Origin of the sequence: Roseospirillum parvum, assembly GCF_900100455.1 — a bacterium.
GTDB classification, from domain to species: domain Bacteria; phylum Pseudomonadota; class Alphaproteobacteria; order Rhodospirillales; family Rhodospirillaceae; genus Roseospirillum; species Roseospirillum parvum.
The window spans coordinates 148,241-164,763 of the sequence record NZ_FNCV01000001.1; the positions used below are offsets into that span (position 1 = coordinate 148,241).

Here is a 16,523-nt window from a genome sequence, read left to right on the forward strand (position 1 = left end):
CTTCCTGTCCGGGCATGGACCCCCAATATAGCGCGCCCGGAACCGATTCGCAAAGGGGGGCGGTCGAATTTCCGGCGCGGTGTTCAACCCTGCGGAGTCGGCGGGGTTGTCAGAAGGCCCCGTGGCAGTGCTTGTACTTCTTGCCCGACCCGCAGGGGCACGGGGCGTTGCGGCTGACCTTGCCCCAGGTGGCGGGGTTGTTGGGGTCGATTTCGCCGCCCGACGTGGTGGTGGACGAAGGGGTGGTGGACGACGTGGTGGTGGAGGTTGCCGGCTGGGGCACCGGTTGGGCGGCGGGGCTGGCCGGGGCACCGCCCCCGATGGCCGGGCGGGGCGTGTCGTGGTGCGCGTCGAGGCTCGAGTCGTCGGGGCTTTCCGGCGGCGCCGGCGGCATTTCCACGCGCACCCGGTAGAGCATCCCGGTCATGCGGTGGCGCAGATCGGCCAGCATCGCCTCGAACAGGGCGAAGGCTTCCGACTTATACTCGTTCAGCGGGTCGCGCTGGGCGTAGGCGCGCAGGCCGATGCCCTGGCGCAGATGGTCGAGGTGCAGAAGGTGCTCCTTCCAGATCTGGTCGAGCACCTGGAGCAGCAGCCACTTTTCCACCTGACGGAAGGTGTCCGGGCCCATCTCGGCGGCCATTTCGGCGGCCTTCTCGCGGGCCCGGGTCTTGACCCGCTCGGCCATTTCCGGCTCGGCGATGCCGTCCTCGGCGGCCCACTGGGCGATCGGCAACTCCTCGGTCAGAAGCTCGGCGACCTCGCGGGTCAGGCCCTCGATGTCCCACTGCTCGTGCACCGCCTTGGGCGGCATGGCCTTCAGCACGATGGCGTCGATGGCCTCGTCGCGCATGTCGGCGATGGTGTCGTGCACGCTCTCGGCGGCCATCAGCTCGCGGCGCTGTTCGTAGATCACCTTGCGCTGGTCGTTCATCACGTCGTCGAAGCGCAAAAGGTTCTTTCGGATCTCGAAGTTGCGCGCCTCGACCTTCTGCTGGGCCTTTTCCAGCGCCTTGTTGATCCATGGGTGGACGATCGCCTCGCCCTCCTGAAGGCCCAGGCGCTTGAGCATGCCGTCCATGCGCTGGGTGCCGAAGATGCGCATCAGGTCATCTTCCAGCGACAGGTAGAACTTCGACGCGCCGGGGTCGCCCTGGCGCCCGGAGCGGCCGCGCAACTGGTTGTCGATGCGCCGGCTTTCGTGACGCTCGGTGCCCAGCACGAACAGCCCGCCGGCCTCAAGCGCGATCTTCTTCCTGGCCTCGACGTCGGCCTTGATCTCGGCCGCCTTGGCTTCGCGTTCGGGTCCCTCGGGCAGCTCGGCCAGCTCGCGGGCGAGGCGCATTTCCAGGTTGCCGCCAAGCTGGATGTCGGTGCCCCGGCCGGCCATGTTGGTGGCGATGGTCACCGCCCCGGGCACCCCGGCCTGCGAGATGATGTAGGCTTCCTGCTCGTGATAGCGGGCGTTCAGCACCTGCGGGGCGATGCCGGTTTCCTTTTCCACCATGCTGGCCAGCACCTCGCTCTTCTCGATCGAGGTGGTGCCGACCAGGATCGGCTGGCCGCGCTTCTGGCACTCGACGATCTGCTCGACGATGGCGGCGAACTTCTCGGTGCCGCTGCGATAGACCTCGTCGTCGTGGTCCTTGCGCACCATCGGCCGGTTGGTCGGCACGGTGACCACCTCCAGGCCATAGATCTGGGCGAACTCGGTGGCCTCGGTCATCGCCGTGCCGGTCATGCCGGCCAGCTTGGGGTAGAGGCGGAAGTAGTTCTGGAAGGTGATCGAGGCCAGGGTCTGGTTTTCCGGCTGGATGGTCACCTTCTCCTTGGCCTCCAGGGCCTGATGCAGGCCCTCGGAGTAGCGCCGGCCTTCCATCATGCGGCCGGTGAACTCGTCGATGATGACCACCTTGTCGGCCTTGACGATGTAGTCCTTGTCGCGGGCGAACAGCATGTGGGCCTTCAGCGCCTGGTTGGCGTGGTGGACCAGCGAGACGTTCTGGTGGTCGAAGAGGCTGCCGCCGTCTTCAAGCAGGCCGATGCCGCGCAGCAGCTCTTCCAGGTGCTCGATGCCCTCCTCGGTGAAGGTCACCGAGCGCTGCTTCTCGTCCTTCTCGTAGTCCTCGTCGGTGAGCTGCGGCATCACCGAGTCGACCGCCATGTAGAGGGCCGAGCTGTCCTCGGCCGGGCCGGAGATGATCAGCGGGGTGCGCGCCTCGTCGATCAGGATGCTGTCCACCTCGTCGACGATGGCGAAGTTGAAGGGGCGCTGCACCATCTCGGTCAGCCGGAACTTCATGTTGTCGCGCAGGTAGTCGAAGCCGAACTCGTTGTTGGTGCCATAGGTGATGTCACAGGCGTAGGCGGCGCGGCGCTCGTCGTCGCGCATCTCGTGCAGGATGCAGCCGACCGAAAGGCCGAGGAAACGGTGGACCTCGCCCATCCACTGGGAATCGCGGCGGGCCAGATAGTCGTTCACCGTGACCACGTGCACGCCGTCGCCGGACAGCGCGTTGAGGTAGACCGGCAGGGTCGAGACCAGGGTCTTGCCCTCGCCGGTCTTCATCTCGGAGATGCGTCCCTGGTGCAGGATGATGCCGCCCATCATCTGGACGTCGAAGTGGCGCTGGCCGAGAGTGCGCTTGGCCGCCTCGCGCACCGTGGCGAAGGCTTCCACCAGCAGGTCGTCGAGCGTCTCGCCGGCCGCCAGCCGGTCGCGGAAGCGGGCCGTCTGGTCCTTCAGCGCCTGGTCCGAGAGCGCCTCCATCTCGGGCTCCAGGGCGTTGATGGCGGCGATGCGCTTCTTCTGGGCCTTCAGGATGCGGTCGTTGGCGGAGCCGAACAGGCCCCGGGAGATGGCGCGGAACATGGCGCGGTCCTTGATGTTGCGGGCGGGGGCGGCAGCAGGGGGACAAGACGGCGGCAAGTTCGGGCGCACGGCACGGATCGGGCCCGAAAAAAGCCCCCGGGATCGGCAGGGGGACAGACATAGGCGCCACCCGTCCGGCTGTCAACGCACCACCCCGGACGGGCTTCCCGTCCCTGCGCGCCCCCTTGCCGGGGCGGGGGGGATATGATCTGTTAGCCCCAATTCGCCCGCCCGCTCCCCTTGATCAAGGTAAGGACCTTCCATGCCGCGCTCCTTCCGTGCCGTTCTTCTCGCCGGTGCCCTGGCCCTGCCGCTTGCCGCCCAGCCGGCCGGCGCCGAGGATGATCCGGTGGTCGCCCGGGTCAACGACAGCGAGGTTCACCTGTCCGACCTCGAGGACCTGAAGGGCAGCCTGCCGCAGCTTCAGCAGGTGCCGATGGGCCAGATCTACGGCGACCTGCTGGAGCAGGCCATCGCCAACACCGCGGTGGCCGAGAAGGCGCTGGCCGAGAAGGTCAACGAGGAACCCGAGGTGACCGAGCGTCTGGCCGAGATTGAGCGCCAGTTGGCCGGCCGGGTGTGGATCGACCGCCAGCTCGAGGCGCGGATCACCGAGGAGATGATCCAGGAGCGTTTCGAGGCCTACAAGAAGAACAACCCGCCGGCGCCCGAGGTGAAGGCCCGCCACATCCTGGTCGAGACCGAGGCCGATGCCCGCGCCCTGATCGAGGAGCTGAACGGCGGCGCCGACTTCGCCACCCTGGCCGAGGAACACTCGACCGGCCCCTCGGCCAGCCGGGGCGGCGACCTGGGCTTCTTCGGCCAGGGCGAGATGGTGCCCGAGTTCGCCGCCGCCGCCTTCGCCCTGGAGCCCGGCCAGTTCACCGGCGAGCCGGTGAAGACCCAGTTCGGCTGGCATGTCATCAAGGTCGACGAGCGCCGCATGTCCGAGCCGCCCAAGCTGGACAACCGCCTGCGGGCCCGCATCAAGGGCGAGCTGACCGGGCAGGTCTACCGCGACGTGGTGGCCGAGCTGGTCGAGGCGGCCAAGGTGGAGCGCCTCGATCCGCCGGAGGGCCTGGCCCAGTAGCCGCCCGGAGCCGCGCACGCCGATGAGCCTCAAACCCTCGCCGCTGGCCCCGGCCGGCTTTCCCGACCTGCCCCCGGTGGCCGGCGCGCGCCTGGCCGTGGCCGCCGCCGGGGTGCGCTACCAGGGGCGCGATGACGTCCTGCTCGCCGCCTTCGATCCCGGAACCACGGCGGCCGGGGTGTTCACCCGCTCGAAGACCGCCGCCGCGCCGGTGCTGTGGTGCCGCCGTGCCCTGGCCGAGGGCGCGGGGGCGGCGCGTGGCCTGCTGGTCAACGCCGGCAACGCCAACGCCTTCACCGGGGCGGCCGGCGAGGCGGCGGTGACGACCTGTGTCGAGGCCGTGGCCAAGGTGCTCGACTGTGCGCCCCAGGCGGTCCACGTGGCCTCCACCGGGACCATCGGCGAGCCGCTGCCGGCGCCGCGCATCGTGGCCGCCGTCGAGGGGCTGGCCGGGCGTCTGGGCAGCGCCGACTACCGGGCCGCCGCCACCGCCATCGGCACCACCGACACCTTCCCCAAGGGGGCCACCCGCACCTGCGCCATCGATGGCGTGCCGGTGCGGATCAATGGCATCGCCAAGGGGTCGGGCATGATCGCCCCGGACATGGCGACCATGCTGGCCTACGTGGTCACCGATGCGGCCCTGCCGGCGCCGGTGCTGGAGGCCCTCCTCAAGCGCGGGGTGGCCACCTCGTTCAACGCCATCACCGTGGACAGCGACACCTCGACCTCGGACAGCCTGATGCTGTTCGCCACCGGGGCGGCCGGCAACGCCCCGGTCGAGGACCCCCGCGACCGTCGCCTGAAGGGCTTCCGGGCGGCGCTGGACGACCTTCTGAAGGACCTCGCCCACCAGGTGGTGCGCGATGGCGAGGGGGCCACCAAGTTCGTCGAGATCCGGGTGCGCGGCGCCACCAGCCAGGGGGCGGCCAAGGCCATCGGCCTTGCCATCGCCAACTCGCCGCTGGTCAAGACGGCCATCGCCGGGGCCGACGCCAACTGGGGGCGCATCGTCATGGCGGTCGGCAAGTCGGGCCAGCGGGTCGAGCGCGACCGCCTGAAAATCGCCATCGGCGGCCACCTGATCACCGACAACGGGGCCCCCGTGGCGGGCTACGACGAAGCCCCGGTGGCGGCCCACATGCAGGGCCAGGAGATCCGGATCGAGGTTGATTGCGGCCTGGGCCGGGGGGCCTTCACCGTGTGGACCTGCGACCTCACCCACGGCTACATCGACATCAATGCCGACTACCGGACCTGAGCGCCGGGCGGCGGTGCCCGATCTGGCGGCGGCCTCGGGCGAGGGCTGCGCCCGGGTCTACCCGCTGACCACCGACCGCTTGACCCTGGAGCGCCTGACCCCGGCCGAGGCCGAGGCCATCCGCGCCCTGGTCGACGACCCGGCGATGGTCCGCTTCACCGCCAACATTCCCCACCCCTATGCCCCGGAAACGGCCGTCGCCTGGGTCGAGCAGACCCTGGCCCGCATGGCCGAGGGCAAGGAACTGGTGCTGGTCGCCCGGCGCCGCGACCATCCCCAGGCGCCGCCGGTGGGCTGCGTCGGGCTGCTCACCGAGCGCGACCCCGACGACGCGGCGCCGCGCATCGAGATCGGCTATTGGGTGGCGCGCGCCCACTGGGGCCAGGGCTACGCCGTCGAGATGGCCCGCGCCCTGATCGGCCACGCCGTGCGCGACCTTGGGGTGGGCTTCGTCGAGGCCCGCCTGATGGCCGAGAACCGGGCCTCGCTGACCGTGGTGCAGCGCCTGGGCATGACCTACCTGGGGCCGGCCCGGGTGGCCGCCCCGGCCCGTGGCACGACCATCGAAAGCCTGCGCTACGGCCTCTCCGCCGAGGCCTTCCTGGCCGCCGAGCGGGCCCGCCGGCCGCTGGTCATGGTGGCCGCCGGGGCGCTGATCGACGACGACGGGCGGGTGCTGCTGTGCCGCCGCCCGCCGGGCAAGAGCATGGCCGGGCTGTGGGAGTTCCCGGGCGGCAAGCTCGACCCCGGCGAGCCGCCGGAAGAGGCGCTGATCCGCGAACTGGCCGAGGAATTGGCGATCAAGGTGCTGCCCGGCTGTCTGGCCCCGATCGGTTTCGCCAGCCACGCCTACCCCACCTTCCATCTGATGATGCCGCTGTTCGCCTGCCGCCGCTGGCGCGGCACCCTCGCCCCGCAGGAAGGCCAGGAGATCGCCTGGGTGCGCCCGCAGCGCCTGCGCGACTATCCCATGCCGCCGGCCGACGAACCGCTGATCCCCGCCCTGCAGGACCTGCTGGGAGCCTGACCCGGCCGAGCGGAGGCGAGAGCAAATTCAACGATTTAGAGCACGTCGACGACGTGCTCTAGTGGGGCAGGCTTTTCGAGAACAGGTTGAGCACCACCACCCCGGCGACGATCAGCCCGAGGCCGATCAGCGCCGGGGCATCCAGGCGCTGGCCGTGGACCAGCCAGCCGACCAGGGCGATCAGGGCCACCCCGACCCCGGCCCATATTGCATAGGCGATGCCGATGGGGATGCTCTTCAGGGTCAGCGACAGGAAGTAGAAGGCCACCCCGTAGGCGACCAGCACCACCGCTGAGGGTCCGGGGCGGGTGAACCCCTCGGCCGCTTTCAGGGCCCCCGAGCGTTTTTCGTGACTCGATAGAGCACGAAAAACGCTCTAGATTCTTGGTGTTGCCGCAAATCGTCGTCGCGATCCGTTCCGGATCGCTCGGGATTTGCTCTGGGTGCCAATCACCTCGCTCACGATGGCGATGGCGAGAAAAAGCCAGGGCTGCATGACGGGTCCTTGGGGAAGCCGGGATGGGGGCGCGCCGCTGTCACGAGGCCGGCCGGGTCAGCTCCGGCACGTCGTCGGCCAGCCCGGCCTGGCCCATCAGGCCGACCATCTGGCGCAGCCGGGCCCGCGCCTCGACCAGGGCGCTGGCGTTGGGGTCGTTGATGCCCTGGGCCAGCAGTCTGGCCAGATGGTTGGCTGCCTCGCGGGTTTCGGCGCGCAGCATCTCCTGCACCCGGACCAGTTCGCCTTCCAGGACGCGGATGCGCTTTTCCTGGCGTTCGCGCTCCTCTTCCAGGGCGCAGGCGGTCTGGCTGATCTCGGCCAGGGCGGTTTCCAGCTCGCGGGTGCGCCTTTCCAGGCGGGCCAGATCGCCCTGCACGCTGCCCAGGACGCTCTTGCCGGTGTCGTCGCGCAGGCCAGCCAGGTGCTTGATGTACGAGGCCACGGCGGCGCCCAGGGTGTCGTAGCGGGTCGGCGGGGTGTCGGGCAGGCCGGCTGCCGACATCGCCGGGCGCATCGCCGGGTCGCGCCACAGGTGGCGCAGGGTGGCCGGGACCAGGGTGAGGGCGTCGGCCTCGGACAACGGGGCGACGATGGCCACCCAGGTGCGCAGGACGGTCTGGTTGCGGGTGTCGCCCAGGGGGCGGCCGCTTTTGATGGCCTGGCCCAGACGGCGGGCGAAGGCGGCGCGGGACTCTGGGGTGGCGGTGGACATGGCGGGCTGGATGGTTGGTGGGGAGGGAAAGGTCGAGATGACCCCGGCCGGGGCGCCGGGTCAACCGTCCAGTTGAGGGGCCACCAGTTGGGGGGGCCGCGCGAGGTCGGCCAGCGGCGAGGGCTCGCCGGCCAGCCAGGCGGTGGCCGCCCCGGGGTCGAGCAGGCACACGGCCAGCCCCAGGGCAAGGTCGATGTCGCCGCCCAGGCCGGCCTCGGCAAGCCCCGCCTCCAGCCCGGCGGCGACGGCGTTTACCGCCAGCAGGTGGGCCCTGACCTGGGGCACGCCTTCGACCATGTGGCTGGCGTGGGCGGCCCGGCAGGCGGCCACCTCGACCGAGGCGACGGCCCGGCAGACCAGCGGCCGCAGGGGATGGACCCGGCAACTGGCCCCGTCGAGCAGCGGGCAGGGCAGGCGCTGGCGGCTGCGCGCGTCGCCGTCCAGGCCGGCCCCGGCGGCGGTCAGGTTGGCCAGCCGGCGGGCCAGCCGGCGCCGTGCCTCGGGGGCCAGGGTGGGGTCCAGGTGGCGGGCGATGATGATCACCTCGGCCACCGCGGCGGTCACCGGGACGTGGCAGCAGAAGGGGCAGGCCGGCCCGCAGGCCACCGGGGCGGGGGGTGGCAGGATGGTTTCGGCGGCGGCGATGCCGGCCCCGGCGCGGCGCCCGGCGGCGGCCAGCAGGCGGGCCAGGGCGGCGGCGTCGCGCCCCCTGGCCAGACGGTGCCGGGTGTCGGCCGCCTGGAGTCGGTGCAGGCGCTGGAGCAGTGGCCGGAGGCCCTCCGGGCTCACGGCAGGCGGCCGAGGGCGTCCAGCGCCCCTTGCAGGATCCAGGCGGCGGCGCTCTGGTCCACCTTGCCGGCCCGGCGACGGCGGCTGAGGTCCATGTCGGCGATCATCACCCGTTCCACGGCGGCGGTGGACAGCCGTTCGTCCCACAGGGCGATGGGCACCTCGCGGTGGGTCAGCAGATCGCGGGCGAACTGGCGGGTGGCCTGACAGCGCTTGCCCGGCCGGCCATCCATCTCGACCGGCCAGCCGAGCACCAGTCCGCCCACCTGGCGGCTGTCCATGGCGGCCAGCAGGGCGTCGAGGTCGGCGGCCAGGCGGCGCCGCCGGATGGTGTCCAGCGGCGAGGCGATGCGCCAGTCGGGATCGGAGACGGCCAGGCCAATGGTCCGCGTGCCGAGGTCCAGTCCCATCAGGGAGCGGCCGCGCGGGGCGGCGGCGGGCAGGTCGGCCAGGGCGTCGAGGATCATGGCGGTGGTTCCGGCAAAGCGGGCCTGGATGGTTGCCAGCCGCCCGGGCGATCAATAAAACAGGAGGAACCTGGCCGCGCCTGTGCCGCGCCGCTTCCGCCCCTTCATTCCCAAGAGCCATACATCCATGTCGCTTGACAAGAGTACGGTCCGCAGCATCGCCAATCTGGCCCGCATCGAGGTTCCCGACAGCGACCTCGACGGCCTGGCCCGGGAGCTTCAGGGCATCCTGACCTGGGTCGAGCAACTGTCGGCGGTGGATACCGACGGCGTGGCGCCGATCGCCAGCGTGGTCGACATGACCATGGCCTGGCGCGACGACGCGGTGACCGACGGCGGCTATCCGGACAAGGTGGTGGGCGGCGCGCCCGATCCCACCGACCACTTCTTCACCGTGCCCAAGGTGGTTGAATAGATGAGTGAGCTGACCCGCCTGACCATCGCCGAGGCCCGCGACGGCCTGACCGCCCGCCGCTTCTCGTCGCGCGAGCTGGTCGCCGCCCACGTCCAGGCCATGGAGCGCCACCGGGGGCTGAACGCCTACATCACCGAAACCGCCGAGGCCGCCCTGGCCGCCGCCGAGGCGGCCGATCAGGTGCTGGCCGACGGCTCGGCCGGGCCGCTGGCCGGCATTCCGCTGGCCATCAAGGACCTGTTCTGCACCGAGGGGGTGGAGACCACCGCCGGCTCGCACATCCTGGAAGGCTTCGTGCCGCCCTATGAAAGCACCGTCAGCGCCAACCTGAAGGCGGCCGGGGCGGTCTTCCTGGGCAAGACCAACCTCGATGAGTTCGCCATGGGCTCGTCCAACCTGACCAGCTATTACGGCTCGGTGACCAGCCCCTGGCGGGCCCAGGGCAGCGAGCTTGATCTGGTCCCCGGCGGCAGCTCCGGCGGCTCGGCGGCGGCGGTGGCGGCACGCCTCGCCCTGGGCGCCACCGGCACCGACACCGGCGGCTCGATCCGCCAGCCGGCCAGCTTCTGCGGTCTGGTCGGCCTGAAGCCGACCTACGGGCGCTGCTCGCGCTGGGGCATCGTCGCCTTCGCCAGTTCGCTCGATCAGGCCGGGCCGATGACCCGCTCGGTGATGGACGCCGCCCTGATGCTGGGCGCCATGGCCGGCCACGACCCCAAGGACGCGACCAGCGCCCCGCGGCCGGTGCCCGATTTCGCCGCCGCCGTGGGGCGCGGTGTGAAGGGCCTCAAGGTCGGCGTGCCCCGGGAGTACCGCCCCGATGGCCTGAGCCCGGAAATCACCGCGCTGTGGGACCAGGGCCTGGCGTGGCTGAAGGCCGCCGGCGCCGAGCCGGTGGAGATTTCCCTGCCCCACACCGACCACGCCCTGGCCACCTACTACGTCGTCGCCCCGGCCGAGGCGTCGTCCAATCTGGCCCGCTACGACGGGGTGCGCTTCGGCCTTCGGGTCGAGGGCAGCGACCTCAACGAGATGTACCGCAAGACCCGGGCCGCCGGCTTCGGGCGCGAGGTGCAGCGCCGGGTGCTGATCGGCACCTATGTGCTGTCGGCCGGCTACTACGATGCCTACTACCTGAAGGCCCAGAAGGTGCGCCGCCTGATTGCCGACGACTTCCACAACGCCTTCAAGGAGGTCGACGTCATCCTGACGCCGACCGCGCCGAGCGCCGCCTTCCCCAAGAACGCCCCGCAGGACGATCCCGTCACCATGTATCTGAACGACGTCTTCACCGTGCCCACCTCGCTGGCCGGGCTGCCGGGGATGAGCGTCCCGGCCGGGCTCAGCGGCGAGGGGCTGCCGCTCGGCCTGCAACTGATCGGCCGCCCGTTCGACGAGGAAACCGTGCTTGCCGCCGGCCGGGTGCTGGAGGAGGCCGCCGGCCCCGCCCCCCTGCCCACCCTGCTGGCCGGGGAGGGCTGAGGTCATGGCCTATCTCATCTCGGGCGAAAGCGGCGACTGGGAAGTGGTCATCGGGCTGGAGGTCCATGCCCAGGTGATCAGCCAGGCCAAGCTGTTCTCCGGTGCCTCGACCGCCTTCGGGGCGGGGCCCAACAGCCAGGTCAGCTTTGTCGACGCGGCCTTCCCCGGCATGCTGCCGGTGATCAACGCCGCCTGCGTGCGTCAGGCGGTGAAGACGGGGCTTGGCCTCAAGGCCCAGATCAACCGGCGCAGCGTGTTCGCGCGCAAGAACTACTTCTATGCCGACCTGCCGGCGGGCTACCAGATCAGCCAGTACGAACTGCCCATCGTCGGGGTGGGCGAGGTGGAGATCGACCTGCCCGACGGTTCCTCCAGCATGGTCGGCATCGAGCGGCTGCACCTCGAGCAGGACGCCGGCAAGTCGATCCACGACCAGCACCCCAGCAAGTCGTTCATCGACCTCAACCGGGCCGGCGTGGCGCTGATGGAGATCGTCTCCAAGCCCGACATGCGCAGCCCGGAAGAGGCCGGGGCCTATGTGCGCAAGCTGCGCGCCATCCTGCGCTACCTCGGCACCTGCGACGGCAACATGGAGGAAGGCAGCCTGCGTTGCGACGTCAACGTCTCGGTGCGGCGCCCGGGCGAGGGGTTGCGCACCCGCTGCGAGATCAAGAACGTCAACTCGGTGCGCTTCGTCATGCAGGCCATCGAGCACGAGGCCAAGCGCCAGGTGTCGATCTACGAGGGCGGCGGCAAGGTGGCGCAGGAAACCCGCCTGTTCGACCCCGCCAAGGGCGAGACGCGGTCCATGCGCTCGAAGGAAGAGGCGCACGACTACCGCTACTTCCCCTGCCCGGACCTGTTGCCGCTGACCTTCGACGAGGCCTTTGTCGAGGCCATCCGGGCCGAGCTGCCCGAGTTGCCCGACGCCAAGAAGCACCGCTTCATGAGCGATCTGGGCCTGTCCGCCTACGACGCCGCGGTGCTGGTGGTGGAGCGCGAGACCGCCGACTACTTCGAACAGGTGGCCGCCGGGCGCGACGCCAAGAAGGCCGCCAACTGGGTCATCACCAACCTGTTCGGGGCCTTGAACCGGCTTGGCCTGTCGATTGCTGAAAGTCCGGTCAGCGCCGCCAACCTGGGCCGCCTGCTGGACCTTGAGGCCGAGGGCGTGCTGTCCGGCCGGCTGGCCAAGGATGTCTTCGAGATCATGCTGGAGAGCGGCCAGGACCCGGCGGCCATCGTCGAGGAACGGGGCCTGAAACAGGTCACCGACAGCGGCGCCATCGAGGCCGCCATCGAGCAGGTGATGGCCGCCAACCCGGACAAGGTGGCCGAGGTCAAGGCGGGCAAGGAAAAGCTGCTCGGCTGGTTCACCGGTCAGGTGATGAAGGCGACCCAGGGCAAGGCCAACCCGCAGATGGTCAACGACCTGCTGCGCGGCAAGATCCTCGGCTCCTGAGCGTCGCCCTGACCGTCCGGCCCGAAAGGGGCGGTGCCCCGGCCTCAGTCGTTGCGGTCGGCGATCTGGGTCTGGATGTCGGTGTAGAAGTTTTCCAGCTCGTCGCCCATGGTGAACACGATGACCACCAGGGCCATGGCGATGCCGGTGACGATCAGGCCGTACTCGATGGTCGTCGCGGCGTCCTCGTCGCCGGCCAGCCGGCGGGCCAGCCGACCGGCCGCTTGGCGCAGTCTGGCGCCCGGATGCTTCAGCATGCTTCCCCCTCCGTTTGCGGGGCTCTTTATCAAGGGGCGGGCGCCGTCCACCCCTCTCGTGGACGTCCCTCCGGGGGCGGCGTGAACGCCATTCCCCGACCCATCCTACACCAAGATGCAGTCCGGCGCCTGTGACACAGGGCGCAGTCGGAAGGTGATTGAAGCACAGCGCCCCCGGGCGCGCAAAGGAGAGGGGCAAAAGGACAGCCGCGCCCTGGTCTGCCCGGGGCGCGGCTGCTTTGGTTCGGGGAGGGCGCCGGTCAGCCGGCCGCAACCGCTCAGGCGCGGGCCAGCAGGGCCGCTTCGGTGCCGCGCTCCAGGGCGTTGGCGGCCTTGCGCACGGCGCTTTGCAGCTTCTCGAAGGCGCGGCTTTCGATCTGGCGGACCCGTTCGCGGCTGATCCCATACTGGGTGCCCAGTTCCTCCAGGGTGACCGGGTTTTCGGTCAGCCGGCGCTCGACGATGATGTGCCGCTCGCGGTCGTTCAGGGTATCCAGGGCCTCGGCCAGCAGGCGGCGACCCAGGTCGCGCTCCTCGCGGTCGCCCAGGCGGCTTTCCTGGTCCGGGGTGTCGTCGACCAGCAGGTCCTGGCGCTGCATCTCGCCGTCCTCGCCGACGGTCACGTTGAGCGACGAGTCGGCGCGCGACAGGCGGCGGTTCATCTCGACCACCTCGCGCTCGTTGACGCCGAGCCGGTGGGCGATCTGGCCGGCGTGCTCGGGCGACAGATCGGTGTCCTCGTAGGCGCCGAGCTGGGCCTTCAGCTTGCGCAGGTTGAAGAACAGCTTCTTCTGCGCCGCCACGGTGCCGACCTTGACCAGCGACCAGGAGTTCAGGATGTACTCGTTGATCGCCGCCTTGATCCACCACATGGCGTAGGTGGCCAGCCGGAAGCCGCGGTCGGGCTCGAACTTCTTCACCGCCCGCATCAGGCCGAGGTTGCCCTCGCTGATCAGGTCGCTGACCGGCAGGCCGTAGTAGCGATAGCCCATGGCGATCTTGGCCACCAGACGCAGGTGGCTGGTCACCAGACGGTGCGCGGCCTCGGAGTCGTCATGCTCCAGGTAGCGCTTGGACAGCATGAATTCCTCGTCGGCAGTGAGCAGCGGATACTGCTTGATGCGTTCCATGTAGGCCGACAGACCATTCTCGCCGCTGACCATGGGAATGCTCGCGCTGCGCATTTCGGGCCTCCTTGGGCTCTCAGTGGTTGGGTTGGCGCTTCCCGCCTTCCGCCCCCATCGCGGTGTTGACTGAGGGGAGCATACCGGGACCGATATGGTCAAGATTAAAAGCCGAGTCTTTCAATTAGTTAAGATTCACAGCATGTTGAGGCTTCGGGGGGTGAGGGGGGGGCGGTGCCGCCCTGTGGCGGCCGGGGAGCAGCTTTTTTCGAATCAGTTGAATCTACGTCCGGCGGCGCGGTTTGGATCACCGGCCGCCGAGAGGGGGCGCCGAGGCCCGGGGCGGGTTGGGCGGCGGGGTGCTGATGTCTTGAAAATCAAGGGCTTGGCCCAGGCGCCATATCTTCGCCATATTCCCCGGCGAGAGTCTGTGCTGGCCCTCCAGCGCTTGTTCGCGGCGCTCCACGGAGGACCGGTCCGGGCGCTCCGGGCCTGCCTCAGCCGCCATGCGATGGACCGTGCCCAGCGATGCCTATTCCGACCCAGGGAGAAGGGATGTCCGCGGTTCGCCGCCGGCCCGCCGTGTGCCAGCATCCGAAAGCATACCCGGCGAAAGCATACCCGGAGCCGGTGTCGGGAGCGGTGATGATGGTCACCGCCACGCTGATCGTGGGCACACTGGCCACGGTCGCCCCGGTGAGCACATCCGGGGCCCTGGCCCAGGACGCGGCGCGCGGCGCCCGGCTGGCCGCCGAGCACTGTGCCCGCTGCCACTATCTGACCCCCGAACTGGGCAACAGCGACATTGGCCCCGGGCTGGTCGGGGTGACGAACCGGCCGCCGGGCAGCGGCGCCGCCGGCCCCGGGCCGGCCAACGACTCGTACCCCTATGGCGAGGACTTCAAGCAGGCGATGGCCCTCAACCCGTGGCAGTGGACCGGGCAGACCCTGGATGCCTACATCCGCGATCCGACCCTGTTCCTGCGCCAGCGCCTGGGCCGCAAGGAGGCCCGCAGCAAGATGACCTACAAGATCCCCGATCCCGGGGATCGGGCCGACATCATCGAGTTCCTGCGCCAGTTGCGCTGATCAAGTTGCGCTGACGCGCCGCGCCGCGCCGATGGCGGCGGGCGGAGCGGGCCGGCCATGCTCGAACAAGGCCCGCCCCGCCCTGGCTCTGCCGGTCCGGGCTACCAGACCAGGTTTTCCATGTTGTTGAAGTCGACCTGGCTGCCATCGTCGAAGGTGATGGTGCCCTCGGCGTTGTCGCCCAGCGCCATGGTGCCTTCCGGGGTGTCGGCGGTGATCTGGGTGGTCTGACCGTCGACCGTGACCTCCACCGTCCAGTCGCCGCCGGCGGCGGCCAGCCCCTCGATGGCGGCGCTGATGTCCAGGGTGTCGGTCCAGCCGCCGCCGCCACCGTCGATGGTGTCGTGGCCGAAGTCGAACAGCAGCAGGTCGTCGCCGTCGCCGCCGGAGAGGGTGTCGTCGCCCAGGCCGCCGGACAGGGTGTCGTCCCCGGCGCCACCAGAGAGGGTGTCGTTGCCCGTGCCGCCGGTCAGCACATCGTCGGCGTTGCCGCCGGTCAGGGTGTCGTCCCCGGCGCCGCCGTCGAGGATGGCGCTGTTGTAGTTGCCGTCCACGGTGATGCTGTCGTTGCCCTCGCCGCCATCGGCGACGATGTCGGTGACGCCCTTGTCGCCGGTCACCTCGATGGTGTCGTCGCCGGCGCCGCTGTTGACGGTGAAGGTGTTGTCCCAGCCGGCGCCGTTGGTGTCGGCGTCGATGTCGATGGTGTCGTTGCCGTCGCCGGTGGCCACGGTGCCGCGCTTGGCGGCGTCGATGGTCACCTGACTGTCGCCGCCGTCACCCAGCGAGACGTCGGCCCGCACGAAGTTGTCGATGGTGACGTCCGAGCCGCCTTCGCCCTGGGCCAGCACGCTCTTGGCGGCGTTCCACTTGTCGACCGCGATGCCGGTGCCGCCATCGCCTTCGGTGTCGGCGGTGATGGTGGCGCCCCAGCGGCTGTAATCACCGCTTTCATCGATGGTGAAGGCCTTGTCGCCATCGTAGGTCGGGGTCATGGTCGCCGCGTTGTCGACGATGAAGGTCATGCCGCTGACCGGCTGGGCGGCCGGGGCGACGCTGACCTCGACGGTTTCGGTGGTGGTGCCACCGTGGCCGTCCGACACCTCGATGACGAAGCTGTCCTGGCCGCTGAAGCCGGGTTCCGGGGTGTAGGTGTAGCCGCCGTCCTGGGTGACGATCACCGAGCCATGGGCCGCCCGGCCGCCCTCGGCCAGGCCGTAGGACAGGGTGTCGCCATCGGGGTCGTTGGCCTTGATCTTGCCGGAGACGGGGGTGCCCTGGCGGGTTGCGGCGCTGGCGTCCTGGCTGATCACCGGGCCGTCGTTGGCGCCGGTCACGGTGATGGTGGCGCTGGCCGTGTCGCTGCCGCCGTGGCCGTCGGAGACCTGGTAGGTGAACGACACCTCGCGGGTTTCGCCCACTCCCAGGTCCTGGAAGTCGTCGCCCGGCTCGAAGGTGAACGAGCCATCGGCGTTGACGGTGACGGCGCCTTCGGCCGGGCCGTCGACCAGGGCGAAGGTCAGGCTGTCGCCCTCCACGTCGCTGGCCGCGAGCTGGCCGCTGACGGCGTCGCCGTCCTCAAGGGCGTTCAGGGTGGCGGCCTCGGCCACCGGGCCGTCATTGCTGCCGGTCACGGTGATGGTGGCGGTGGCGGTGTCGGTGCCGCCCTGGCCGTCGGAGACTTCATAGGTGAAGCTCACCTCGCGGCTTTCGCCGACTCCCAGGTCCTGGAAATCCTCGCCCGGGGTGAAGCTGTAGGAGCCATCGGCGTTGACGGTGACCGCGCCTTCGGCCGGGCCGTCGACCAGGGCAAAGGTGAGGCTGTCGCCATCGATGTCGCTGGCCGACAACTGGCCGCTGACGCTGCCCGCATCCTCGCCGGCGGTCAGGCTGGCCATCTCGGCCACCGGGCCGTCATTGCTGCCGGTCACGGTGACGGTGGTGGTGGCGGTGTCGGTGCCGCCCTGGCCGTCCGAC

Annotated in this window: 15 protein-coding genes and 1 pseudogene; 8 read left to right on the top strand and 8 right to left on the bottom strand. The window is 70.2% G+C overall.

The window, feature by feature from the left end; genetic code table 11:
- Window positions 1-109: 109 nt before the first annotated feature.
- Window positions 110-2,872, bottom strand: coding sequence for a preprotein translocase subunit SecA (gene secA, locus BLR95_RS00630; RefSeq protein ID WP_092614002.1), 2,763 nt, complete (start codon window positions 2,870-2,872; stop codon window positions 110-112).
- A 262-nt stretch (window positions 2,873-3,134) separates the two neighbouring features.
- Between secA and BLR95_RS00635 the strand changes: the two genes are divergently transcribed.
- From BLR95_RS00635 to mutT, 4 genes and pseudogenes are all read left to right on the top strand, one after another.
- On the top strand, window positions 3,135-3,962 hold the full coding sequence (locus tag BLR95_RS00635; protein WP_092614003.1) for a peptidylprolyl isomerase: 828 nt from the start codon (window positions 3,135-3,137) through the stop codon (window positions 3,960-3,962).
- A gap of 22 nt (window positions 3,963-3,984) precedes the next feature.
- A complete protein-coding gene (gene argJ / locus BLR95_RS00640) occupies window positions 3,985-5,223 on the top strand; it encodes a bifunctional glutamate N-acetyltransferase/amino-acid acetyltransferase ArgJ (protein ID WP_092614004.1) in 1,239 nt (412 codons plus the stop codon).
- Window positions 5,204-5,728, top strand: a pseudogene (locus tag BLR95_RS16290) (GNAT family N-acetyltransferase); the annotation flags it as partial. The gene argJ and the pseudogene BLR95_RS16290, both read left to right, overlap by 20 nt.
- Window positions 5,729-5,857: 129 nt before the next feature.
- Window positions 5,858-6,250, top strand: a complete 393-nt coding sequence (gene mutT / locus BLR95_RS16295; RefSeq protein ID WP_425438429.1) for an 8-oxo-dGTP diphosphatase MutT — start codon at window positions 5,858-5,860, stop codon at window positions 6,248-6,250.
- 58 nt (window positions 6,251-6,308) lie between these two features.
- Here mutT and BLR95_RS00650 read toward each other — a convergent pair whose 3' ends face one another.
- The 4 genes from BLR95_RS00650 to ruvX all read right to left on the bottom strand — a co-directional run bounded on the left by BLR95_RS00650 (window position 6,309) and on the right by ruvX (window position 8,717).
- Window positions 6,309-6,581, bottom strand: coding sequence for an SMR family transporter (locus BLR95_RS00650; RefSeq protein ID WP_092614006.1), 273 nt, complete (start codon window positions 6,579-6,581; stop codon window positions 6,309-6,311).
- A 205-nt stretch (window positions 6,582-6,786) separates the two neighbouring features.
- Window positions 6,787-7,461, bottom strand: coding sequence for a hypothetical protein (locus BLR95_RS16185; protein WP_092614007.1), 675 nt, complete (start codon window positions 7,459-7,461; stop codon window positions 6,787-6,789).
- 60 nt (window positions 7,462-7,521) lie between these two features.
- Window positions 7,522-8,250, bottom strand: coding sequence for a YkgJ family cysteine cluster protein (locus tag BLR95_RS00660; RefSeq protein ID WP_092614008.1), 729 nt, complete (start codon window positions 8,248-8,250; stop codon window positions 7,522-7,524).
- A complete protein-coding gene (gene ruvX, locus BLR95_RS00665) occupies window positions 8,247-8,717 on the bottom strand; it encodes a Holliday junction resolvase RuvX (protein WP_092614009.1) in 471 nt (156 codons plus the stop codon). Before ruvX ends, BLR95_RS00660 begins: the two co-directional genes overlap by 4 nt.
- Before the next feature lie 127 nt (window positions 8,718-8,844).
- On the opposite strand from ruvX, the gene gatC reads away from it, so the two are divergent.
- From gatC to gatB, 3 genes are read left to right on the top strand one after another with little or no spacing between them, the layout of a single operon-like run.
- Window positions 8,845-9,132: an Asp-tRNA(Asn)/Glu-tRNA(Gln) amidotransferase subunit GatC gene (gatC, locus tag BLR95_RS00670; protein WP_092614010.1), complete on the top strand. Its 288-nt coding sequence runs from the start codon at window positions 8,845-8,847 to the stop codon at window positions 9,130-9,132.
- On the top strand, window positions 9,133-10,614 hold the full coding sequence (gene gatA, locus BLR95_RS00675; protein ID WP_092614011.1) for an Asp-tRNA(Asn)/Glu-tRNA(Gln) amidotransferase subunit GatA: 1,482 nt from the start codon (window positions 9,133-9,135) through the stop codon (window positions 10,612-10,614).
- Window positions 10,615-10,618: 4 nt separating this feature from the next.
- Window positions 10,619-12,076 carry an Asp-tRNA(Asn)/Glu-tRNA(Gln) amidotransferase subunit GatB gene (gene gatB, locus BLR95_RS00680; RefSeq protein ID WP_092614012.1) on the top strand — a complete coding sequence of 486 codons (1,458 nt, stop codon included), beginning with the start codon at window positions 10,619-10,621 and terminating at the stop codon, window positions 12,074-12,076.
- Between the two features lie 44 nt (window positions 12,077-12,120).
- On the opposite strand, the gene BLR95_RS00685 is transcribed toward gatB, so the two are convergent.
- Both BLR95_RS00685 and rpoH read right to left on the bottom strand, forming a co-directional pair.
- Window positions 12,121-12,333: a Flp family type IVb pilin gene (locus tag BLR95_RS00685; protein ID WP_092614013.1), complete on the bottom strand. Its 213-nt coding sequence runs from the start codon at window positions 12,331-12,333 to the stop codon at window positions 12,121-12,123.
- 278 nt (window positions 12,334-12,611) lie between these two features.
- Complete coding sequence (gene rpoH, locus BLR95_RS00690; protein ID WP_092614014.1) at window positions 12,612-13,517, bottom strand: RNA polymerase sigma factor RpoH; 906 nt, start codon at window positions 13,515-13,517, stop codon at window positions 12,612-12,614.
- Between the two features lie 495 nt (window positions 13,518-14,012).
- On the opposite strand from rpoH, the gene BLR95_RS00695 reads away from it, so the two are divergent.
- Window positions 14,013-14,546 (top strand): c-type cytochrome, encoded by a 534-nt coding sequence (locus BLR95_RS00695; RefSeq protein WP_176787503.1) that lies wholly within the window; start codon window positions 14,013-14,015, stop codon window positions 14,544-14,546.
- A gap of 101 nt (window positions 14,547-14,647) precedes the next feature.
- Here BLR95_RS00695 and BLR95_RS00700 read toward each other — a convergent pair.
- The coding region (locus BLR95_RS00700) for a calcium-binding protein (RefSeq protein WP_176787505.1) at window positions 14,648-16,523 on the bottom strand (1,876 nt) is incomplete at its 5' end.